The organism is Rhizobium sp. NFR03 (assembly GCF_900111275.1).
In the GTDB taxonomy this organism is placed as follows: Bacteria; Pseudomonadota; Alphaproteobacteria; order Rhizobiales; family Rhizobiaceae; genus Ferranicluibacter.
Genome location: NZ_FOGR01000001.1, coordinates 189,380 through 211,107, shown reverse-complemented (window position 1 = coordinate 211,107; position 21,728 = coordinate 189,380). Strand labels below are relative to the sequence as shown.

Below are 21,728 nucleotides of genomic sequence, written 5' to 3'. Positions count from 1 at the left end.
GAGGTCCCTCGTCAATGTTCGGTGTCGGATTCCACATCCTGCCGCTCGCCCTTTCGGAAAGGGCTGTGCTCGGTGAGGATGTCGCCCATGGCTTCCACGTCGAGGCGTTCCCGCTCGAGATAATCGGCGACAGCCCGCTTCAGGCCGGGATGCGTAAAATAGTGCGCGGAGTGGGTGGTGACGGGGAGGTAGCCCCGGGCGAGCTTGTGTTCGCCCTGCGCACCGGCTTCGACGCGCTTCAGCCCGCGCGAGATCGCAAAGTCGATGGCCTGATGGTAGCAGACCTCGAAATGCAGGAAAGGGTGGTCTTCGATGGCGCCCCAGTGACGGCCGTAGAGAGCATCGCCGCCGATGAAGTTGATGGCGCCGGCGATGTAACGGCCCTCGCGCCTGGCCATGACAAGGAGGATGTCGTCGGCCATGCGTTCGCCGATCAGCGTATAGAAGGCGCGGGTGAGGTAGGGGCGTCCCCATTTTCGGCTGCCGGTGTCCATGTAGAAGCGGAAGAACTGATCCCAGATGTCTTCTGTGAGATCGGTGCCGGTCAACCAGTCCACGGTGATGCCGTTTTCCAGAGCCGCCCGGCGCTCCTTCTTCAGAGCCTTGCGCTTGCGGGAGGCGAGGGTCTCCAGAAAATCGTCGTGGCTGGCATAGCCATTATTGGTGAAGTGGAATTGCTGATCGGTGCGGTGCAGGAAATCCGCGTCGTCGAAGATCGGAATTTCCGTCTCGGGCACGAAGGTGACGTGGGCTGAGGAGACCTTGTGACGCTTTGCAAGCTCCGTCAGGCCCGTGGCCAGCGCTTGTCTGACGGCTTCCGGCGCGAAGGGCTCGGATGTCGCCAGCAGGCGAGGGCCGGTGGCCGGGGTGAAGGGCACCGAGCTTTGGAGCTTCGGGTAGTAGCGCCCGCCTGCCCGCTCCAGCGCATCGGCCCAGCCATGGTCAAAGACGTATTCGCCCTGGCTGTGATTCTTCAGGTAGCAGATGAGCGCGCCCGCGAGCGCGCCTTCGCCCGTCTCCATGAGAAGATGCTGGCCGAGCCAGCCGGTCTCCGCCGTGGCCGAGCCGGAGTCCTCCAGCGCCGAGAGATAGGCGTGCGATACGAAGGGGTTGTAGGGCACCTCGGCGGTGCTCGAACCCTTCGACGTTCCGATGAGGCGATCCCACGCGGCCTTGTCGATGTCCTTGAACGACGTCTCGATGCGGATGCTGACTTCGTCTGCCATGCGTCAGGCCACCAGATCCCCGGTTGACCGCGCGCGTGGCTCGAAGCCTTCGAAGGTCATCTGGTCGGCGTGAAGGAAGGTGTGGTCCGCCGCCTCCTCGTCCCGCACCGTCCAGGTGATCACGGTCCGGCCCAGGTCGCGCTGGGCCGATATGAAGGGATTGGGCAGGTCACCATAGTGATAGGAGATGAAATCGAGGCCGAGCGCCATGGCCTCCTCGTGAAGCGCGAACGTCTCCGGCATTGCGCCTTCCGCCGTGAGGCCGAGGGGGAAGCGCGATTCGAGCGCCTTCAAGTCCTTCAGCAGCCAGTGGTCGAAGCTCATCAGGGCGACAGGGCCGTCGTAATTTTCGAGGATATCGACCACGGAATCGGCAAAGCCTTCATCGTCGCCCTGACGGCCCTTCAGCTCCAGCACCAGGGGAACGCGGCCCTTCACAAGACGCAGGAGCTGGGAAAGCGAGGGGATGCGGTCGGCCGTGTTGCCGATGGAGAAGAGGCCGAGTTCGCCCACGGTCTTCACGCGAATGTCGCCCTCGACACCGCAGAGGCGCTTCATGTCGTCATCGTGAAAGACGACGGGCACGCCGTCCGCCGTATATTGCAGGTCGCACTCGATGGTGTAGCCGTGGTCGATGGCGCGCTGGAAGGCCGAGACGGTGTTCTCCCAGATCGCATTGTTCATGTCGTGATAGCCGCGATGGGCAATCGGCCGGGCCGTCAGAAAAGCAGCACTGGGCATCGCGGTCACGCGATCTCGATGACAGCGTCGATCTCGACGGCGGCGTTGAAGGGCAGGCCGGCCATGCCGACGGCGGCGCGGGCATGAACGCCGGCCTCGCCGAGAATGGTGACGATGAGGTTCGAGGCGCCGTTCATGACGAGGTGCTGCTCGGTGAAGCCCGGCGCCGACGCGATGAAGCCGTTCAGCTTGACGATCCGGCGGATGCGGCCGAGATCGCCGCCGAGAGCGGCCTTCGCCTGCGCGAGGACGTTGATGGCGCAGAGTTCGGCGGCGCGCTGGGCCGCGGTGACATCGACGTCAGCGCCGACGAGACCGAGGACGGCGACCTTGCCGTTTTCCATCGGCAGCTGTCCGGAAATATAGAGGTGCTGGCCGCTGATGACGAAGGGGACGTAGTTTGCCGCGGGGGCGGCTGCAACCGGCAGCGTAATGCCGAGCTGTTCGATGCGGGCTTCGATTTCTGCGGACATGGATGTCTCCGGACAATATTGTATTCTCATAGGGAATGCGTCATGCACTTGTTTGTGCGTTGCAACGGAAACAGATCCGATGCCTCGCTTTCGACGCATGATTCAATATAGCATCGCGCGTCGATCCAACAGGAGCAGTTGAATGTTTCGTTCAGGCATGACCCGGTACGTCGTCGCATCCGCAGCGCTTCTGGGGACGACGGTGGTCGGGACGGAGAACGCCGCGGCGAACATCCTGGTTCCCCATCGCGCGGTCTACGATCTCGAGCTCAAGGATTCTTCCGAGCGCTCGGGCATTACCAGCATGTATGGCCGCATGGTCTACGAGTTCAACGGCTCGGCCTGCGACGGTTACACCGTGAGCTTCCGATTCGTGACCAAGGTGGATACCGGCGAGGACGTGCGGCTGACGGACCAGCAGACGACGACCTTCGAGGACCTGAAGACCGGCAATTTCCGCTTTCTGACGCGCTCCTTCACGGACGAGAAGCTGGACAAGGAAGTGCGGGGGCTCGCCCACGACGCCAAGGACGGCGTCACGGTGGACCTGACGGCGCCGGACAAGCGCGAGGTGGATCTGGCGCACAGCCTGTTTCCGACCGAACACATGCTCGAAGTGATCGACCGCGCCAAGCGCGGCGACAAGATCTTCGAATCGCGGATTTTCGACGGCTCCGACAGCGGCGACAAGACGCTGGTGACGACGACGCTGGTCGGTGCGCAGCACAAGCCCGAGGCCAGCGACGAGGATGCAGATGTCGGCAAGGCCGGCGTGATGGCGCAGAAGCCATTCTGGCCTGTGACGATCTCCTATTTCAACGACGAGGCGACCGGCGACGCGGTGCCGATCTACCGCATGGCCTTCAAGCTCTATGAAAACGGCATCACGCGCGACCTGACGATGGATTACGGGGACTTCGTGCTCAGCGGCAAGCTGGCCAATCTCGAAATGTTCAAGCAGGGCGGCGAGGGCACCTGCAAGTAGGCTTGGTCGGTGGTTCGAGGCATAAAACCTCGAACTTCACGCCTTTTGCCTTGATATTCGCGGCGTCCCGCTGTATGGCGGGCCGCATTCCACACGTGGGGTCTGGGACGTTTCGGGAGACATCCGTTGCGTTCCGCCCGGTGGCAGGTTCATCCGAGCCTGCTGTTTTCCCCACGGAGGTTCAACCGGAAAAGGATAAACGGCATGGCATTGCCCGATTTCAGCATGCGCCAGCTTCTTGAAGCTGGTGTTCACTTCGGCCACCAGACTCACCGCTGGAACCCGAAGATGAAGCCCTACATCTTCGGCGAACGTTCCAACGTTCACATCATCGACCTTGCACAGACCGTGCCCATGCTGTCGCGCGCCCTTCAGGCCGTCAGCGACACGGTTGCCAAGGGCGGCCGCGTTCTCTTCGTCGGCACCAAGCGCCAGGCGTCGGAAATCATCGCCGACAGCGCCAAGCGTTCGGCCCAGTACTACGTCAACGCCCGCTGGCTCGGCGGCATGATGACCAACTGGAAGACGATCTCCAACTCGATCCAGCGCCTGCGCAAGCTCGACGAGATCCTCGCTTCCGACGCTTCGGGCTTCACCAAGAAGGAACGCCTGAACCTCGAGCGCGAGCGCGAAAAGCTCAACCGCGCTCTCGGCGGTATCCGTGACATGGGCGGCGTTCCCGACCTGATGTTCATCATCGACACCAACAAGGAGTCGATCGCGATCGAAGAAGCCAAGCGTCTTGGCATCCCGGTCGTCGCCGTCATCGACTCGAACTGCGACCCGGACCAGATCGACTACGCGATCCCCGGCAATGACGACGCCTCGCGCGCCATCTCGCTGTACTGCGACCTGATCGCCCGCGCCGCTCTCGACGGCATCGCCCGTCAGCAGGGCGCTTCCGGCCGCGATCTCGGCGCCGCCAGCGAGCTGACGCTCGTCGAGCCGGCTCTGGAAGAAGAAGCCGTCGCCACCGACGCCTGATACCAGACACGATAACGGTCGGTCTCCTGAGAAGGAGGCCGACCGAGACTTATAGACGGGGCCGTCTGCGACTGATGAAGTGGGCGGCCCCGCATCTTTTCGAGGAGACCGCCGTTTCGAGGCGGGTCCGCATCGGGTGAGATTGTTCATCACGATGTCATCTTGAGGGGGCAAACCCTCACACACTTTCCGGCAAACGCCGCTCGACCGCATCTGAGCGCACCGGACGAGAGACAGAAAGAGGCCAAGACGATGACGACCATTACTGCAGCAATGGTGAAGGAACTGCGCGAGAAGTCCGGCGCAGGCATGATGGATTGCAAGAAGGCACTGGGCGAAACCAACGGCGACATGGAAGCCGCGATCGACTGGCTGCGCGCCAAGGGCATCGCCAAGGCCGACAAGAAGTCGGGCCGCACGGCTGCCGAAGGCCTGATCGGCATCACCAGTGCCGGCACCAAGGCCGTCGTCATCGAAGTCAACTCCGAAACCGACTTCGTTGCCCGTAACGACGCCTTCCAGGAACTGGTCCGCGGCTTCGCCAAGGTCGCCGTGGAAACGGACGGCACGGTCGACGCCATCAACGCCGCGACCTATCCGGCGACCGGCAAGTCGGTTTCCGACAGCATCAAGGACGCGATCGGCACGATCGGCGAGAACATGACGCTGCGCCGCGCAGCCCTGCTCTCCGTCGAGGACGGCGTCGTCTCGACCTACATCCACAATGCGGTGACCGACGGTCTCGGCAAGCTCGGCGTTCTCGTCGCGCTGAAGTCGACCGGCGACAAGGAAGCCCTGAACGCCATCGGCCGCCAGGTTGCCATGCACATCGCTGCGACCAACCCGCTCGCCATCCGCTCGACGGAAGTCGATGCCGCAGTTGCCGAACGCGAACGCAACGTGTTCATCGAGCAGTCCCGCGCTTCGGGCAAGCCTGACAACATCATCGAAAAGATGGTCGAAGGCCGCATGCGCAAGTTCTTCGAAGAAGTCGCGCTGCTCAGCCAGGCCTTCGTGATGAACCCCGACCTGACGGTCGAGGCTGCCATCAAGGAAGCCGAAAAGACGGTCGGCGCGCCGATCGAAGTCACGGGCATGGCCCGCCTCCTGCTCGGCGAAGGCGTCGAGAAGGAAGAGAGCGACTTCGCAGCCGAAGTGGCCGCTGTCGCCAAGGGCTGATTCTTCTTCGGCTTTGCGCAAATCGGAAGGGCATCGCGTGGACAACGCGGTGCCCTTCGTGTATCCGGCTGGACGCAATCTGCGTCCGCCCGGATACACGCAATCTGCGTTCATCCGGCTTGCCGCAACCGGCGCCGTCTGGCTGCCTGATTGTCCATATCCGATGCAGCCTCTACGAGTGCCGTATTCTCGACCCAACAGCGCGCCGGACGACCGGACGCGCGCCACGACAGGAGTGACGATGCCGGCCGAACCGCTCTATAAACGCGTGCTTTTGAAAGCCTCCGGCGAAGCGCTGATGGGCAACCAGGGCTTTGGCATCGACGTCACCGTTGTCGACCGGATCGCCTCCGATATCGCCGCCGCGCGCGCCATGGGCGTCGAAGTGGGTGTGGTCGTCGGCGGCGGCAACATCTTCCGCGGCGTCGCGGTTGCATCCAAGGGTGGTGACCGCGTGACGGGTGACCATATGGGCATGCTGGCGACCGTCATCAACGCGCTGGCGCTGGCCACATCGCTGCGCAAGCTCGAGATCGACACGGTGGTGCTGTCGGCTATCGCCATGCCGGAGATCTGCGAGAGCTTCTCGCAGCGCGCGACGCTTTACCACCTGTCTCTCGGCCGCGTCGTGATTTTCGCGGGTGGCACGGGCAACCCCTTCTTCACGACCGATTCGGCGGCGGCACTTCGCGCTGCGGAAATGGGAGCACAGGCGATCTTCAAGGGCACCCAGGTAGACGGCATCTACTCGGCCGATCCCAAGAAAGACCCGACGGCGACCCGCTTCGAGCGGCTCACGCATAGCGAAGTCCTGGACAAGGGCCTCGCCGTCATGGACGTTTCCGCCGTCGCGCTCGCGCGCGAAAACAGCATTCCGATCATCGTCTTCTCGATCCACGAGAAGGGCGGGTTCACCGATATCCTGACGGGTGGCGGCCGCGCCACCATCGTCACCGACAACTGAAAGAGCGGCCAACAGACGAAGCGGCGGTCTCGTGCATGCGGGATCGCTCCGATCGAGCAGGGAGAATGAAGATGAGTGAAGGTATCGACCTCAACGACCTGAAGCGCCGCATGGATGGCGCGATCAATGCGTTCAAGAACGACATCGCCTCGCTGCGGACGGGACGGGCCTCGGCCAACGTTCTCGATCCGGTGATGGTCGAGGCCTATGGCTCGCGCGTACCCCTGAACCAGGTCGCCAACATCACGGTGCCCGAGCCGCGCATGCTCGGCGTCTCCGTCTGGGACCGCTCCATGGTGAACGCCGTGGACCGGGCGATTCGCGAATCGAATCTCGGCCTCAACCCGATCATGGACGGCCAGACGCTGCGGATCCCGCTGCCGGAGCTCAACGAGGAGCGTCGCCGGTCGCTGGTGAAGGTGGCGCATGATTACGCCGAGAAGAGCAAGGTTGCGATCCGTCACGTGCGCCGCGACGGTATGGACAACCTGAAAAAGGCGGAAAAGGACGGCACGATCGGCCAGGACATCAGCCGTATCCAGTCGGAGAAGGTCCAGAAGATGACCGACGACATGATTTCCGACGTCGATCGCTTGCTCGTCGATAAGGAAAAGGAAATCATGCAGGTCTAGACTGCATATTGCATTTTCTCCTCCTCTGCGAAGTCAGGCCGTCCATGTCCGATCCGTCCGCCAGAATGCTTCCCGCGCACGTTGCCATCATCATGGACGGCAATGGCCGTTGGGCCGCCCGGCGCGGTCTGCCGCGGACCATGGGACATCGCAAGGGTGTCGAGGCCGTGCGCGAGACGGTGCGCGCGGCAGGCGAACTCGGTATCCGGTATCTCACGCTCTATGCCTTCTCCTCGGAGAACTGGAGCCGGCCCGAGCCTGAAGTCAACGACCTCATGGGTCTGCTCAAGGTCTTCATCCGCCGGGATCTGGCGGAGCTGCATCGCCAGAACGTGCGGGTCCGCATTATCGGCGATCGCTGGAACCTGCGCAGTGACGTGTTGCCGCTGCTGCTGGAAGCCGAGGAAACGACGCGCAACAATACGGCGATCACCGTCTGCATCGCCTTCAACTACGGCTCGCGTGACGAGATTGCCCGGGCCATGCAGTCGCTGGCGGTGGATGTCGCCGAGGGACGGCTCAGTCCCCAGCAGATCACGCCGCCGCTGATCGCCAGCCGGCTCGACACGGCCGGCATGCCGGATCCCGACCTCGTGATCCGCACCAGCGGCGAGGAGCGGCTGTCCAACTTCCTGCTCTGGCAATCCGCCTATTCCGAGTTCGTGTTCATGCCGGAATACTGGCCGGACTTCGACCGGACCCTGCTGATGCGCGCCATCGACGTCTATCGCCAGCGCGAGCGGCGTTTCGGCAATGTCGCTCCAGCGTCTTCCGCCACCCCGCCTCCTGCCAGCCTTGCGGTCGGTTCCTGATGAGCCGCGAACTCCAGCTCCGGATCGTCTCCGGCATCGTGCTTGCGGCCGTCGCGCTTGGCGACACGTGGATCGGCGGTCCCGCCTTCGCGATTCTCTCGGCTATCATCGGGCTTGCCGTCTGGCATGAGTGGACGAGCATGACGCGGATCGCCGAAGGCGATCGTGGCGCCTATTTCGCCGGCTGGGGTGTGCAGGCGGTCGTGGCCGTCCTCATCATCGGCGGTGGCGACGAATATGCGTTGCCGGTGCTCATTCTCGCATCCATCGCCGCCATCGTCTGGTCCCGATTCGAGGGACGGAACGGGGGGCGGGGCTGGTGGCTTCCGGGCGGCGTCGCCTATGCCGGGATGACGACGATCTCGCTTGCGACCATTCGTGACGACACCCAGGTCGGCTTCGTCGCCATGCTCTTCGTCTTCGCGGTGGTCTGGGCAACGGACATTCTCGCCTTTTTCTTCGGCCGCGCCATCGGCGGGCCGAAGCTTGCGCCCAGTATCTCGCCCGGCAAGACGTGGTCCGGCGCCATCGGCGGCGCCGTCTCCGGCGTCGTTGCAGGCACCGCTGTCTATGCCTCCTACTTCTCGCTCGAAGATGCGCGCATACCGCTCGTCGCGCTGGTGCTGTCGATTGCGAGCCAGTGCGGCGATCTCTTCGAATCCTATGTGAAGCGCCGGTGCGGCGTGAAGGACAGCGGCCGCATCATTCCGGGGCATGGCGGCGTCTGGGACCGGGTGGACGGGCTCGTGGTCGCCTGTTTCGCGGCGCTGATCATTGCTCTGGGGGAAGCCATGACGGGCGCTGGCGGCAAGATCGGGTCTCTGCTCCTGGGGCTGTGACCTGATGACAGCGGGGATACGGGCGAACCGATGACCGTCCCGCAGAAACGTGATTTCGCGGCCCGTATCGCATCGCATCTGCCGCCTCTATAAGACGTGTGCCGACGCCGACGAAACAGCCTCCGGCGACCTGAGCCCGCCTACGGCGAACTGACAAGGACGACAATGACTTACCTTGCCGATCTTCTCCATCTGTTCGTGGGCTATATCGTCCCGTTTCTGCTGGTTCTCACGCTGCTCGTCTTCGTGCATGAAATGGGGCACTATCTCGTCGGCCGTTGGTCGGGCATCAAGATCGTGGCCTTCTCCATCGGATTCGGACCGGAACTGGTGGGCTTCAACGACCGGCACGGAACGCGCTGGAAGTTCTGCGCCATTCCGCTCGGCGGCTACGTGAAGTTCTATGGCGATGAGGATGCGGCGAGCACCCCGGATTACCAGAAGCTCGAGGGGCTCTCGGCCGAGGAACGCGTGCGGACCTTTCTGGGAGCGGCGCTTTGGAAGCGCGCGGCGACCGTTGCCGCCGGGCCGATCGCCAATTTCATCCTCGCCATCGTCATCTATGCGCTTCTGTTTTCGACCTATGGCAAGCCGATCGCCGATCCCGTCGTCTCCGAGGTGAAGGCCGGCAGTGCGGCGGCCGAATCGGGCATTCGACCGGGCGACCTTCTCGTCTCCATCGACGGCTCCACCGTGACGACGTTCGACGACGTGCGCCGCTATGTCGGCGTGCGCCCGGAAATGCCCATCGTCGTTGAGATCCGTCGCGACGGGCAGCTGCTGCAGGTGCCGATGGTGCCGAAACGCACCGAGATCACCGACCAGTTCGGCAACAAGATGGAAATGGGCATTATCGGCATTCTGACGAACCAGGAGAGCGGCAATTTCCGCCTCCAGAGTTTCGGTCCGCTGGAGGCGATCGGGCAGGGCGCCGTGGAGAGCTGGCATATCGTCACCGGCACCTTCGCCTATATCGGCAATCTCGTGACCGGCCATATGAAGGCCGACCAGCTCGGCGGCCCGATCCGGGTGGCGCAGGCGTCCGGGCAGATGGCAACACTCGGTATTGCCGCCGTGCTGCAGCTCGCCGCCGTTCTCTCGGTCTCCATCGGTCTTCTCAACCTGATGCCGGTCCCGGTGCTCGACGGCGGACACCTGATGTTCTATGCGATCGAAGCTGTGCGTGGGCGGCCGCTCGGCCCCTCCGCGCAGGACATCGCTTTCCGCATCGGCTTTGCCATGGTCCTGATGCTGATGGTTTTCGCAACCTGGAACGATATTTCGTCACTTGTCGGACGAATGAGCGGCTCGGTTGGCTAAAGGTTAAGGAAGAGGCGCTAAACAGGAGCAAGGCTTCTCTTCAACGATTTGATTAGAAACGATTTGTTTACGATAATTCTCCTCAGTAGTGGCCGTTCAGCCACGGTGGGAATTGAAGTAAACGGAAATTAACGTGCTACCTTGCTTGTATGAGAAAAGCGGGTAAAACGGCAGGCATGACCGGAGTCGGCACGAGTTCGCCGCGGGACATTGGAAGAAGGTAAGATCAGAACATGAAGGCTGGTTCAAAGTTTTTGAACGCGGTGTCGGCGGTTGCGCTGTCTGCAGGGATTGTCGCATCTGGAACTGGCGTCGTCGTTCTTGCCAGTGCGTCTGTCGCTGAAGCTGCGACGATCCGTCGTATCGACGTTCGTGGCGCAACGCGCGTCAGCGCCGAGACGGTTCGCTCCAACATCACCATCGTTCCCGGCCGGGAGTTCACCAACAGCGATATCGACGCTTCGGTGAAGCGCCTGTACGCCACGGGGTACTTCTCCAACGTCAGCATCAACGTCTCCGGTGGCGCGCTGGTCGTTTCCGTCAGCGAGAACAACCTGATCAATCAGGTCGTCTTCAACGGCAACCGCAAGATCACCGACGAAAAGCTGGCTGGTGTCGTCAAGACCCGTTCGCTGGGCGCCTATAGCGAGGCGACCGCGCAGGCTGATATCCAGACGATCAAGGACGCCTACGCGGCCATCGGCCGCAACGATGTGACCGTAACCGTTCAGACGGCGCCGATCGCCGAAGGCCGGATCAACGTTGCTTTCGTCGTTAACGAGGGTGACCGGACCAAGATCCGCTCGATCAACTTCGTCGGCAACAACGCCTATAGCGACGGTCGTCTTCAGGGCGTCATCGCCACCAAGAAGTCCGGCATTCTGTCCTTCCTCAACCGGAAGGACGTCTACAATGCCGACAAGCTGCGTGCCGACGAGGAGCAGCTTCGCCAGTTCTATTACAATCGCGGCTATGCCGACTTCCGTGTCGTAAGCTCGGATGCCGTTCTCGACGAGACGTCGAACGAATACACGATTACGATTACGGTCGAAGAAGGCGAGCGTTACGACTTCGGCCCGGTGAATGTCGAGTCGACCGTCGAGGGCGTCAACGCCGAGGAACTGAAGGGTCTGGTTCAGAGCCGTCAGGGTACGATCTACAAGGCCAAGGACGTTCAGGAAACGATGTCGGAGATCTCCAAGCGCGTCGCCGCGCAGGGGTATCCCTTCGCTCGCGTCACGCCGCGCGGCAACCGCGACTTTGCGGGCCGCACGATCGCCGTCGATTATCTCGTCGATCAGGGTGAGCGCGCCTATATCGAACGCATCGAAATCCGCGGCAACACCCGCACGCGCGACTACGTGATCCGTCGCGAGTTCGACATGAGCGAAGGCGACGCCTTCAACCAGGAAATGATCGCGACGGCCAAGCGCCGCCTCGAAGCTCTCGGCTACTTCTCGACCGTCAACATCTCGACCCAGGCCGGCACGGCGTCCGACCGCGTTGTCGTCATCGTCGATGTGCAGGATCAGTCGACGGGTTCGTTCGGCATCGGCGCCGGCTACTCGGCCGGCAATGGCGGCGGCTTCCTCGTGGAAGCCTCGATTGAGGAAAAGAACTTCCTCGGACGTGGTCAGTACATCCGCATTGCAGCCGGTCGCGGCGAAGACAGCAAGACCTACAACGTTTCGTTCACGGAGCCCTACTTCCTCGGCTATCGCCTGGCTGCCGGCTTCGACGTCTTCAAGAACGAGAACGATTTCAACGACGACAACTACAGCTACGAGGATCAGGGCTTCAGCCTGCGCGTCACCGCGCCGATCACCGAGCGACTGTCGTCGACGCTGCGCTACAACTACACGGAACTGGACTATCACGCGTCCGACGACGAGCTCTCCGATCTGTCGTCGCCTTACCGTCGCGTCGTGAATTTCTCGCCATGGACCCGTTCGTCGATCTCGAACTCGTTCACCTACAATTCGCTCGACGATGCCCAGCTGCCGCATGAAGGCATCCTGGCAACGGCGACGCAGGAATTTGCCGGTCTCGGCGGCACGTCCGATTTCTACAAGCTGACGGCCAAGGCCAAGTGGTACTACACGCTTAACGACGACGCCGACGTGATCGGGTCGCTGTCGGCCGGTGCAGGCCATGTCTTCGGCACGGGCGGCGAGATGGAGGTGTTCGACCAGTTCCAGATCGGCAGCAACGAAGTCCGTGGCTTCGAACGTAACGGTATCGGTCCGCGCAGCCGCGAGTATGACGATGCCATCGGCGGCACGACGTACTTCACGGCTTCGGCTGAAGCGACGTTCCCGCTTCCGGGCGTTCCGCGTGATGCGGGCTTCCGTGGCGCCGTCTTCGCAGATGCCGGCACGCTGTATGGCAACGATGTCAGCACACGCGCCAGCGACCGGATCGTCGGTACGGATGCATCTCTGCGCGCATCGCTTGGTGTCGGTCTCCTCTGGGCTTCGCCCTTCGGTCCGCTCCGCGTCGATTACGCTGTTCCGATCGCCAAGGAAGATTACGACAAGGTACAGAACATCAAGTTCGGTATTTCGTCGAATTTCTGATATCGGCAGTCCAGAACTGCATGCCAAACTGTTCTGGAGTCTGGCCCATGGATGCTAACTGGTTTTTCCCGCCGCATGACGGGCTCCGCCTGAGTGATCTGGCGGAGCGCATCGGCGCTTCGCTGCAGGACGAGACGGCCGGTGACCGGATCGTCTCGTCCGTTGCACCGACCTATCGGGCTCGCCCGAACGAGATCTGCTACATGTTGCAACGGCGATATCGTGACGAGTTCACGACATCGCAGGCGGCCGCCGTGATCTGCGACGAAAGTGTCGCGTCGATCGTGCCGCCGCATATTCCGGTGCTGCTCGCGAAATATCCGCACACCGCCTTCGCGCTTGCCGGCGCCATCTTCCATCCCGAAGCGCTGCGCCCGATCCAGAACCTTGGCGGACAAAGCGGTATCTCGCCGGCGGCGTTCGTCGATTCCACGGCGCGGCTGGAAGACGGCGTTGACATCGAGGCAACGGCGGTGATCGGGGCAGGGGTCGAGATCGGCTCGGGCACGCGCATCGCGGCCGGCGTCGTCATCGGCCCGGGTGTGCGGATCGGTCGTGATTGCACGATTGCGGCTGGGGCGACGATTCTCTGCTCGCTCGTCGGCAACAATGTCATCATTCATCCCGGTGCCCGTATCGGGCAGGACGGTTTCGGCAATGCGCCTGGCCCACGCGGCGGCATGATCAAGATCGTGCAGATCGGCCGCGTCATCCTGCAGGATCATGTGGAGATCGGCGCGAACACGACGATCGACCGTGGCGCGATGGACGACACGGTGATCGGCGAAGGCACCAAGATCGATAATCTCGTTCAGGTTGGACATAATGTCCGTATCGGGCGTCATTGCGGCATCGCTGCGAAGGTCGGCATTGCCGGCAGCACGCGCATCGGCGATGGCGTCATGATCGGCGGCGCGGCTGCAATCAACGGGCATATCACGATTGGCGACCGCAGCCAGATCGGCGCGATGAGCGGCGTTGCCGCGGACGTGCCGGCCGGCGAGCGGTACGGCGGCATTCCCGCGCGCCCCATGCGTGACTTCCTGCGGGAAGCGGCAGAGATCGCGGCGCGGGCCAACTTAAGAAAGCGTAAGACGACGACGGGAGACAAGCAATGAACGACACCCCAATGGGCGACACCCCAATGTCTGACGCCCCCATGCGCGACACTGGGGCAACCGTTCTCGGCACGGCCGACATTCGCGAGATCATGAAGCTCTTGCCACACCGCTATCCTTTCCTGCTGGTCGACAAGATCATCGAGATCGACAGCGACAATTCCGCCATCGGCATCAAGAACGTCACGGCGAACGAGCCTCATTTCACAGGCCATTTTCCCGATCAGCCGATCATGCCCGGCGTTCTGCTCATCGAGGGCATGGCGCAGACGGCGGGTGCGATCTGTGCGCGAAAGACGGCGACCGGGAGCAATCTCGTCTACTTCATGACCATCGACAATGCGCGCTTCCGCAAGCCTGTCGTGCCGGGCGACCGGGTCGAGTATCATGTGGTCAAGCAGAAGCAGCGCGGCAGTATCTGGAAGTTTCATTGCGATGCCAAAGTCGATGGGCACCTCGTCGCGGAAGCGGATATCGGCGCGATGATCATCAGCAAGGACGAAGCCTGACATGATTGCCGAGAGCGCCAAGGTTCATCCGTCCGCCGTCATCGAAGACGGCGCCGTAATCGGCGAGAACGTCACGATCGGTCCGTTCTGTCATGTCGGCGGGCAGGTTGAGCTTGCGAGCGACGTCGTGTTGATGAGCCATGTGGTGGTAATCGGTCGCACGAGCGTCGGTCGGGGAACGAAGATCTTTCCGTCGGCCGTCATCGGCGGAGATTCGCAGAGTGTGCACCACAGTGCGGTCGATACCCGGCTTGTGATCGGCGAAAACTGCACGATCCGTGAAGGCGTGACGATGAATACCGGCACCGTGGAGCATGGTGGCCTGACCTCGGTCGGTGACAACAACCTGTTCCTGGCCTATGCCCATGTGGCGCATGACTGCCGGCTCGGCAACAACATCATCCTGTCGAACAATGTGATGCTGGCAGGCCATGTCGTGGTCGAGGACCGAGCTATTCTGGGCGGCGGTTCGGCCGTGCACCAGTTCACGCGCGTCGGGCGGCAGGCTTTTGTCGGCGGTCTTTCCGCCGTCAGCTACGATGTCATCCCCTATGGCATGCTGAACGGCAATCCCGGCATTCTCTCGGGCCTGAACGTCGTCGGCATGTCGCGCGCCGGCCACGACAAGGCGGTCATCCATCAGGTGCGCCGCGCCTACAAGCAGATTTTCGAAGGCGAGGGCTCCGTTCGGGCCAATGCGGCGGCAATCCGCGAGGACTATCTGGACTGTGCGCCGGTCATGGAAATCCTCGACTTCATCGGCGCGGAAAGCGACCGCGCGCTCTCGTCCCCCACACGGGGAAAGAAGGGCTGAACGCCGTGCCGGGCGAACTGCCCCAGAGCCCGGACCATTCTTCGGAGGCGAACACGGGACCTCCTCGTCAGGCAAGGCAGGGGCGTCTGGCGATCATCGCCGGCGGCGGGCGTCTGCCGCATCATGTTGCGGATGCGGCGCGGGCGCATGGCGAAAACCCCTATATCATCGCGCTGACCGGCGAGGCCGGGGACGGTTGGGGCGGCTATGACAGCTGCACGCTGGGGATCGGAAATTTCCGCGATATCAGCGCGACGTTCCGGAACGAAGGTATCGACCGTGTCGTGCTGAGCGGGGGCGTGCAACGGCGGCCGGAATGGCGGGATATCCGCCCGACGCTCAAGACGCTGTCGCGCGTGCCAGCGGTGTTGAAGACGCTGATTTCGGGCGGTGACGACGCGGTCCTGAAAATGGCAATTGCGTTGATCGAGGCAAGCGGTGCGCGTGTTATCGGCGTCCAGGAAATCGTGCCGGAGCTTCTGGCCGACATCGGGCCGATCGGGCGGATTTCGCCGGATGACGACGATCAACGGGATATTGCTGCGGCAACGGCGGCGGCCAATGCGCTCGGCAAGCTCGATGTCGGGCAGGGCGCCATCGCGGTCGGCGGACGGGTCGTCGCGCTCGAGGGACCTGAGGGCACCGACGCGATGATCGCACGCGTGGCGGGCCTGCGTCGCGACGGACGAATTTCGCAGCGCCGACGCGGCGTCCTCGTCAAGCTTTGCAAGCCGCAGCAGGATCTTCGCGCAGATCTGCCCTCCATCGGGCCTTCGACGGTCGAGAGCGCACTGGCGGCGGGCCTTGCGGGGATCGCCGTGGAGGCGGGCCGGGCTCTGGTTCTGGAGCGCACCGCAACCATCGATCTTGCCGACCGTTCAGGCTTGTTCGTGACGGGTCTCGATCGCGCTCTGCCGGTTTCCTGAACCAGCAGACGCGGTATGCAGGCTGTCGAGCGCGGTTTAGCGGGCATGTGATGGAAGGCGGGCGCGCTTTCGGCTTGCGATAGAGTTTCAAGGAGGCTGCATGCCGAGAGAGAATAGGCCGGAGCATATGAAGGTCGCGGTCGTTGCGGGGGAGGTTTCCGGGGATCAGCTGGGCGGCGATCTCATTCGGGCGCTGAAGGAGCGTGTCGGGTCCGTCTCGGTGGTCGGCGTGGGCGGCGAGGAGTTGGAGGGGCAGGGGCTCGTTTCGCTGTTCGATTACTCCGAACTCTCGATCATGGGCATTTCGCAGGTGCTTGCCCGGCTTCCGAAGCTGCTGATGCGCATTCGCCAGACGGCACAAGCGATCGTTGCCGCCAAGCCGGATGTGCTCGTCATCATCGACAGCCCGGATTTCACGCATCGCGTGGCAAAGCTGGTCCGGGCGTCGTTGCCGGACCTGCCCATCGTCGATTACGTCTGCCCCAGCGTCTGGGCGTGGAAACCCGAGCGGGCCCTGCGGATGCGACCTTACGTCGATCATGTCCTCGCCGTCCTGCCATTCGAGCCGGATGCCATGGCGACGCTCGGCGGGCCGCCGACGACCTATGTCGGGCACCGGCTGGCATCAGACGCAAATGTGCTTGGCGTGCGCGCGGCGCAGTGGAGCCGGGGCGAGGCGCGCAGTGCGCTCGGGGTCGAGACTGGAAGTGAAGAGGCACAACGAACCTGTCTTATCCTTCCGGGTTCCCGCGGCTCGGAGATAACGCGGCTGCTTCCCGTGTTCCGGGAGGCGGTGGAGATCCTGGCGCGGCGGTCGCCGGCGTTTCGCTTCGTGGCTCCGACCGTGCCGCGACAGGCCGAGCGTGTGCGGGAGCTGGTGCGCGACTGGCCGGTCGAGGTCGAGGTGCTGGTGGGAACGCAGGCCAAATGGCAGGCGTTCGCCGAAGCCGATGTCGCCATGGCGGCCTCCGGCACCGTTATCCTCGAACTCGGTCTTTGCAGCATTCCCGTCGTGTCCAATTACAAGGCGGACTGGCTGATCCGCATGATGCACAAGCGCATCCGTATCTGGACGGCCAACCTGCCGAACCTGATCGGGGACTATGTGATCGTGCCGGAATATTTCAACGAATCGATCCGTCCGGGTGCGCTGGCCCGCTGGATGGAACGCCTTGCACTCGACACACCGGAACGCCGCGCGATGATCGGCGGCTTCGATACGGTGTGGGATATCATGCGGACCGACATTCCGCCGGGCGAGCGCGCGGCGGACGTCGTGCTGGAGACGATGGAGAAGAAGGCTTCGCGCCTTTAGAGGCTGTCAGGTTCATTCTGAACCGGCCAGACTCTAAACCCCTTTTTTGTCGTTTGTCTCTTCGGGATAACCGGATTCCACTTATCCCTGACAAATTCTAGCCCGTCAGCCTTTGTCTGCCAGAAGGCGCTCGACGAGATCCGGGGTCAGCTCGGTGAAGTGGGTGATCACGACGGTGGGCCCGAGCGTTTCCACGGCGACGTCGGAGTAACCGAAGGGGACGGCGATGGAGGGAATGGCGGCATTCTGGGCCACGAGGATGTCGTTGCGGCTGTCGCCGATCATAACAGCGCGGCCGGGCGTTCCGCCGGCAAGGCGAATGGTGGCGAGCAGGTGCTCGGCATGGGGTTTGCGCACGTCGAACGTGTCGCCGCCTGTGATCGCGGCAAAGCGCGCCGTGAGGCCGAGTTTTCCGAGCAGCGTCTTTGCCAGCATTTCCAGCTTGTTGGTGCAGACGGCCAAGAGATAGCCGGCTTCCGACAACCGGTCCATGGCATCGAGCACGCCGGGATATGGCATGGACGCGCCGGGCATGGTGGCGTGGTAATGGGCGACGAATTCCTTCATCTGCCAGGCAAGATCGTCTTCGCTCAGCGGCTTGTCGCGCAGCTTGAAGGTTCGCTCAATCATGGCCTGCGCGCCATGGCCGACGAGATGGGTCAGGTCGTCATAGCCGACCGGTGCGAGGCCCGCCTGCATGACCGCATGATTGAGGCTTGCGACGAGATCGGGCGCGGTATCGACCAGCGTGCCGTCGAGATCGAAGACGATGGTGGCGGGGGGCAGGGAGCCGGCTGGGGAGGTCGAACTTGAGGGCATGGGCGAGGGCATGGGGCGCGGCCTTTGCGGTCTGGAGTTTGTCTGCCGGGGTATGCGACCTCGCGCCGAAATGCAATCTTTGGAGGACCGGCTTTGCAGGATGGGCTTTGCAGCCGCTGCGGGCTCTGCCGCACGCAGGTTCGGCGGGGGTGTTCGCGCCGGGGGCTTTCCTCTGCCGCTTGGGCCGTGTAAACCTCCGGGCGACCGGGCCCTGCCCGGACCATGGGTTCAACGGGAGACAGCGGCGCATGGATGCCCGCCAGATGAAGATCAAGGCCGCCGAGGCGGCGCTCGCGCATGTCGAGGACGGCATGCGGCTCGGGATCGGTACAGGCTCCACGGCGGAGGAGTTCATTCGCCTGCTCGCCGAAAAGGTCGCGGACGGTTTTCGCATCGAAGGTGTTCCGACATCCGAACGCACGGCGCGGCTGTGCCTGGAACTCGGCATTCCCCTGCGTTCGCTGGACGAGCTGCCCGAACTGGACCTGACGATCGATGGCGCGGACGAGGTCGATACCGACCTCAACCTCATCAAGGGCGGTGGCGGTGCGCTTCTGCGCGAGAAGATCGTCGCATCGTCTTCGGCGCGCATGATCGTCATCGCCGACGAGAGCAAGGTCGTGAAAACGCTCGGCGCCTTCAAGCTGCCGATCGAGATCAACCCGTTCGGTCAGAAGGCGACGCTGATCGCCATCGAGAAAACCGCTTCGCGGCTGGGGCTTTCCGGCGACCTTGCACTGCGCAGTTCCGGCGACGGATTGTATGAGACGGACGGGGGACATCTGATCGTGGATGCATCTTTTGGCCGCATTCCTGATGCAGATGCGCTGGCGCGCGAGCTGAACGGACTTCCGGGCGTGGTCGAGCACGGCCTCTTCATCGGCTTGGCTTCTCTGGTGATCATCGCCGGCGAGACGGGTGCCAGGATGATGACGAGCGCACGATCGGCCTGATCCCCATCGAATTACCGACGCGTCGAACCGGCGCGACGCCCAAGAACACACAGGAGCTTTTTCGAATGAACAGATTTGCAGGCCGGGTCCGCGTCTTGACCGCCTTCGTTCTTCTCGCCACCACGGCACCCGCAGCTTTTGCGCAGGACGTGACGGAAGACCACCTGAAGGCTGCGCGCGCTGCCATTTCCGCCATCGGCGCCACCGATAATTTCGACAATATCCTCCCGAACCTCGCCGAGCGCCTGAAGGCCAACCTGATTCAGGCTTCGCCGAACTATCAGGACCTCATCTCGTCCACGATCGACACGAAGGCGCTGGAACTTGCCGGTCGCCGCGCCGATCTGGAGCGCGAGGCAGCGACGATCTACGCCAAGACCTTCACAGTCGAGCAGCTCAACGCCATCAGCGCCTTCTACCAGTCGGAAGCCGGCAAGAAGCTGCTGAACGATGGACCGATCGCTTCGCGCGAAATGCTGAAGGCAGCCGACATCTGGGCAGCCGGCGTTTCCCGTGATCTGAATGCCGAAGCCACCAAGACGCTGCAGGCGACGCTGGCCGCCCCGGCCGAAGAAGCCGGCAAGCCGCCGACGGCACCGGCACCGGCACCGACCCCGGCGCCCTGAGGCTTCCCGGCCGATCATCAGCACGACACCATCGAGCCCTCCGCACCTGCCGGGGGGCTTTTCTTTTGCCGGTGTGGCGCCCTATATCAGGGACATGCCAAGTGGCAGCGCCGGATACGAGCGCGCCGCGCCCGCAGGCATTCGCAGTCTTCTCGGTCCCCGGAGCCTTCCATGACATCTTACGATTATGATCTCTTCGTCATCGGCGGCGGGTCCGGCGGGGTGCGCAGCGGTCGCGTTGCCGCGGCGCATGGCAAGAAGGTCGGGATTGCCGAGGAATTTCGCTATGGCGGCACATGCGTTATTCGCGGCTGCGTACCGAAGAAGCTCTATGTCTACGCGTCCGAATTCTCGACCGATTTCAAGGACGCCGAAGGATTTGGCTGGACGGTCGGCGAGACGTCTTTCGACTGGCACAAGCTGGTGGCCGCCAAGGAAGCCGAAATCACGCGGCTGGAGGGGCTTTACCAGAAGGGCCTCGCGAATGCCGGCGCGGACATTCTGCATACGCGGGCGGAACTGGTGGGGCCGAACAGCATCAAGCTGCTGTCGACCGGCCGCATCGTGACCGCGGAGCGGATCGTCATCGCCGTCGGGGGACGTCCGGCACCGCATGCGGCTCTTCCGGGCCATGAGCTGACGATCACCTCGAACGAGGTGTTCGATCTTCCCGAGCTGCCGAAATCCATTCTGATTGCCGGCGGCGGCTACATCGCCGTCGAGTTCGCCAACATCCTTCACGGCCTCGGCGTCGAGACGACGCTGATCTATCGCGGGAAGGAAATCCTCTCGCGGTTCGACAGGGACATGCGGCAGGGACTGCACAGGGCGATGGCGGAGAAAGGCATCCGCATCCTCTGCGAGGACATTATCGAAACCGTTTCGGATGCCGAGGATGGCCGTCGACTGGTGACGACGCTGAAGGGTGAAATCCTGACGGTGGACCAGGTGATGCTGGCGCTCGGGCGGGTGCCCAATACGGAAGGCCTGGGGCTGGAGGCTGCGGGCGTGAAGACCGACCATCAGGGCGCGATCGTCGTGGATGCGTTCTCGCGCACAAGCGCACCGGGCATCTATGCGCTGGGGGACGTGACGAACCGCGTGCAGCTGACGCCGGTCGCCATCCACGAGGCCATGTGTTTCATCGAGACCGAGTACAAGGGCAATCCGACCTCGCCAGATCACGACCTGATCGCCACGGCCGTGTTCTCCCAGCCGGAGATCGGCACGGTGGGCCTGTCGGAGGAAGAGGCGGCGCGGGCGCTGACCGATGTCGAGATCTACCGGACCGAGTTCCGGCCGATGCGTGCGACGCTCTCCGGCCGCTCCGAGAAGACGATCATGAAGCTCGTCGTCAACGCGGAAAATCGTAAAGTGGTCGGGGCGCATATTCTCGGGCCGAGTGCCGGCGAGATGGCGCAGCTTCTGGGCATTTCGCTGAAGGCTGGCGTTACCAAGGATGATTTCGACCGGACGATGGCGGTGCATCCCACGGCGTCCGAAGAGCTGGTGACGATGTATGCGCCGAGCTACCGCATCCGCAACGGCGAGCGGGTGTAGAGCCGGTCCGGCTTTGGTCGGCGCGCCGGTTCGGCTTTCGGTGAGATAGGCCGCGTCGACCGGAAGAGGACCGCGAGGAGCGGCACGAACCATCGCAGGCCATCCCACGAGGGGTGGTCGAGCGGATCGGCGAAGGGGTCGGTCTTGCCATGTGCACTGCGGTTCTTGAGCGTGTGGATCAGAAGCTGGTCGCGCATTGCGATCTCCTTGAGAATGCATGCTCCTGACATAGCCGCCGGTATCGCGCGCTCGTAGACGCAGGAATGAAAGGGGCGTTTCATTTCTGCGCGGAGGGCAGTGCCGAAAGGGATGCTATAAGGACGCTCGAAGGTATCACGCGGGCGGCGGCGCCCGGGT

At 63.1% G+C, this 21,728-nt stretch carries 22 protein-coding genes; 17 read left to right on the top strand and 5 right to left on the bottom strand.

The genetic code is table 11. From position 1 onward, the window contains the following. Window positions 1-11 precede the first annotated feature (11 nt). The 3 genes from BSG19_RS00935 to BSG19_RS00925 are packed head-to-tail and all read right to left on the bottom strand — an operon-like array spanning window position 12 to window position 2,440. Entirely contained in the window at window positions 12-1,226 is a 1,215-nt protein-coding gene (locus BSG19_RS00935; protein WP_092984005.1) for a GNAT family N-acetyltransferase, read from the bottom strand. 3 nt (window positions 1,227-1,229) lie between these two features. Beyond that, entirely contained in the window at window positions 1,230-1,967 is a 738-nt protein-coding gene (locus BSG19_RS00930) for a glycerophosphodiester phosphodiesterase (protein ID WP_092985455.1), read from the bottom strand. Window positions 1,968-1,972: 5 nt separating this feature from the next. Then, window positions 1,973-2,440, bottom strand: a complete 468-nt coding sequence (locus tag BSG19_RS00925; protein ID WP_062473803.1) for a RidA family protein — start codon at window positions 2,438-2,440, stop codon at window positions 1,973-1,975. Between the two features lie 142 nt (window positions 2,441-2,582). Here BSG19_RS00925 and BSG19_RS00920 point away from each other — a divergent pair, with 142 nt between their 5' ends. From BSG19_RS00920 to lpxB, 14 genes are all read left to right on the top strand, one after another. Then, the gene (locus BSG19_RS00920; protein WP_170865818.1) at window positions 2,583-3,425 is read left to right on the top strand and encodes a cell envelope integrity EipB family protein; all 843 of its coding nucleotides are present in this window, start codon (window positions 2,583-2,585) and stop codon (window positions 3,423-3,425) included. A 204-nt stretch (window positions 3,426-3,629) separates the two neighbouring features. Next, a complete protein-coding gene (gene rpsB / locus BSG19_RS00915) occupies window positions 3,630-4,409 on the top strand; it encodes a 30S ribosomal protein S2 (protein ID WP_092984003.1) in 780 nt (259 codons plus the stop codon). A 252-nt stretch (window positions 4,410-4,661) separates the two neighbouring features. Continuing rightward, window positions 4,662-5,588 (top strand): translation elongation factor Ts, encoded by a 927-nt coding sequence (gene tsf / locus BSG19_RS00910; protein WP_092984001.1) that lies wholly within the window; start codon window positions 4,662-4,664, stop codon window positions 5,586-5,588. A gap of 241 nt (window positions 5,589-5,829) precedes the next feature. Beyond that, window positions 5,830-6,552, top strand: a complete 723-nt coding sequence (gene pyrH, locus BSG19_RS00905) for a UMP kinase (RefSeq protein ID WP_092983999.1) — start codon at window positions 5,830-5,832, stop codon at window positions 6,550-6,552. A 71-nt stretch (window positions 6,553-6,623) separates the two neighbouring features. Beyond that, on the top strand, window positions 6,624-7,184 hold the full coding sequence (frr, locus tag BSG19_RS00900; RefSeq protein WP_092983997.1) for a ribosome recycling factor: 561 nt from the start codon (window positions 6,624-6,626) through the stop codon (window positions 7,182-7,184). A gap of 44 nt (window positions 7,185-7,228) precedes the next feature. Then, on the top strand, window positions 7,229-7,996 hold the full coding sequence (locus BSG19_RS00895) for an isoprenyl transferase (RefSeq protein WP_092985451.1): 768 nt from the start codon (window positions 7,229-7,231) through the stop codon (window positions 7,994-7,996). Then, complete coding sequence (locus BSG19_RS00890; RefSeq protein ID WP_092983995.1) at window positions 7,996-8,835, top strand: phosphatidate cytidylyltransferase; 840 nt, start codon at window positions 7,996-7,998, stop codon at window positions 8,833-8,835. Before BSG19_RS00895 ends, BSG19_RS00890 begins: the two co-directional genes overlap by 1 nt. A 165-nt stretch (window positions 8,836-9,000) precedes the next feature. Then, window positions 9,001-10,155 carry an RIP metalloprotease RseP gene (rseP, locus tag BSG19_RS00885; RefSeq protein ID WP_092983993.1) on the top strand — a complete coding sequence of 385 codons (1,155 nt, stop codon included), beginning with the start codon at window positions 9,001-9,003 and terminating at the stop codon, window positions 10,153-10,155. 233 nt (window positions 10,156-10,388) lie between these two features. Beyond that, window positions 10,389-12,731 (top strand): outer membrane protein assembly factor BamA, encoded by a 2,343-nt coding sequence (gene bamA, locus BSG19_RS00880; protein WP_092983991.1) that lies wholly within the window; start codon window positions 10,389-10,391, stop codon window positions 12,729-12,731. 47 nt (window positions 12,732-12,778) lie between these two features. Further along, complete coding sequence (lpxD, locus tag BSG19_RS00875) at window positions 12,779-13,849, top strand: UDP-3-O-(3-hydroxymyristoyl)glucosamine N-acyltransferase (RefSeq protein ID WP_092983989.1); 1,071 nt, start codon at window positions 12,779-12,781, stop codon at window positions 13,847-13,849. 41 nt (window positions 13,850-13,890) lie between these two features. Then, window positions 13,891-14,358, top strand: a complete 468-nt coding sequence (gene fabZ / locus BSG19_RS00870; protein WP_092983987.1) for a 3-hydroxyacyl-ACP dehydratase FabZ — start codon at window positions 13,891-13,893, stop codon at window positions 14,356-14,358. 1 nt (window position 14,359) lies between these two features. Next, on the top strand, window positions 14,360-15,172 hold the full coding sequence (gene lpxA / locus BSG19_RS00865; RefSeq protein WP_092983985.1) for an acyl-ACP--UDP-N-acetylglucosamine O-acyltransferase: 813 nt from the start codon (window positions 14,360-14,362) through the stop codon (window positions 15,170-15,172). An 86-nt stretch (window positions 15,173-15,258) separates the two neighbouring features. Then, complete coding sequence (gene lpxI, locus BSG19_RS00860; RefSeq protein ID WP_244529090.1) at window positions 15,259-16,098, top strand: LpxI family protein; 840 nt, start codon at window positions 15,259-15,261, stop codon at window positions 16,096-16,098. A 100-nt stretch (window positions 16,099-16,198) separates the two neighbouring features. Then, the gene (gene lpxB / locus BSG19_RS00855; protein WP_244529051.1) at window positions 16,199-17,413 is read left to right on the top strand and encodes a lipid-A-disaccharide synthase; all 1,215 of its coding nucleotides are present in this window, start codon (window positions 16,199-16,201) and stop codon (window positions 17,411-17,413) included. Window positions 17,414-17,518: 105 nt separating this feature from the next. Here the strand turns inward: lpxB and BSG19_RS00850 are convergent, their stop codons facing one another. Beyond that, window positions 17,519-18,244, bottom strand: a complete 726-nt coding sequence (locus BSG19_RS00850) for an HAD family hydrolase (protein WP_244529050.1) — start codon at window positions 18,242-18,244, stop codon at window positions 17,519-17,521. 236 nt (window positions 18,245-18,480) lie between these two features. On the opposite strand from BSG19_RS00850, the gene rpiA reads away from it, so the two are divergent. The 3 genes from rpiA to gor all read left to right on the top strand — a co-directional run bounded on the left by rpiA (window position 18,481) and on the right by gor (window position 21,371). Beyond that, window positions 18,481-19,185, top strand: coding sequence for a ribose-5-phosphate isomerase RpiA (rpiA, locus tag BSG19_RS00845; protein WP_092983981.1), 705 nt, complete (start codon window positions 18,481-18,483; stop codon window positions 19,183-19,185). Between the two features lie 65 nt (window positions 19,186-19,250). Then, complete coding sequence (locus BSG19_RS00840; RefSeq protein ID WP_092983980.1) at window positions 19,251-19,811, top strand: DUF2059 domain-containing protein; 561 nt, start codon at window positions 19,251-19,253, stop codon at window positions 19,809-19,811. 171 nt (window positions 19,812-19,982) lie between these two features. Beyond that, window positions 19,983-21,371 carry a glutathione-disulfide reductase gene (gene gor, locus BSG19_RS00835; RefSeq protein ID WP_092983979.1) on the top strand — a complete coding sequence of 463 codons (1,389 nt, stop codon included), beginning with the start codon at window positions 19,983-19,985 and terminating at the stop codon, window positions 21,369-21,371. Here the strand turns inward: gor and BSG19_RS00830 are convergent. Beyond that, window positions 21,341-21,568 carry a hypothetical protein gene (locus tag BSG19_RS00830; protein ID WP_092983977.1) on the bottom strand — a complete coding sequence of 76 codons (228 nt, stop codon included), beginning with the start codon at window positions 21,566-21,568 and terminating at the stop codon, window positions 21,341-21,343. The genes gor and BSG19_RS00830 overlap by 31 nt on opposite strands. Window positions 21,569-21,728: the final 160 nt, after the last annotated feature.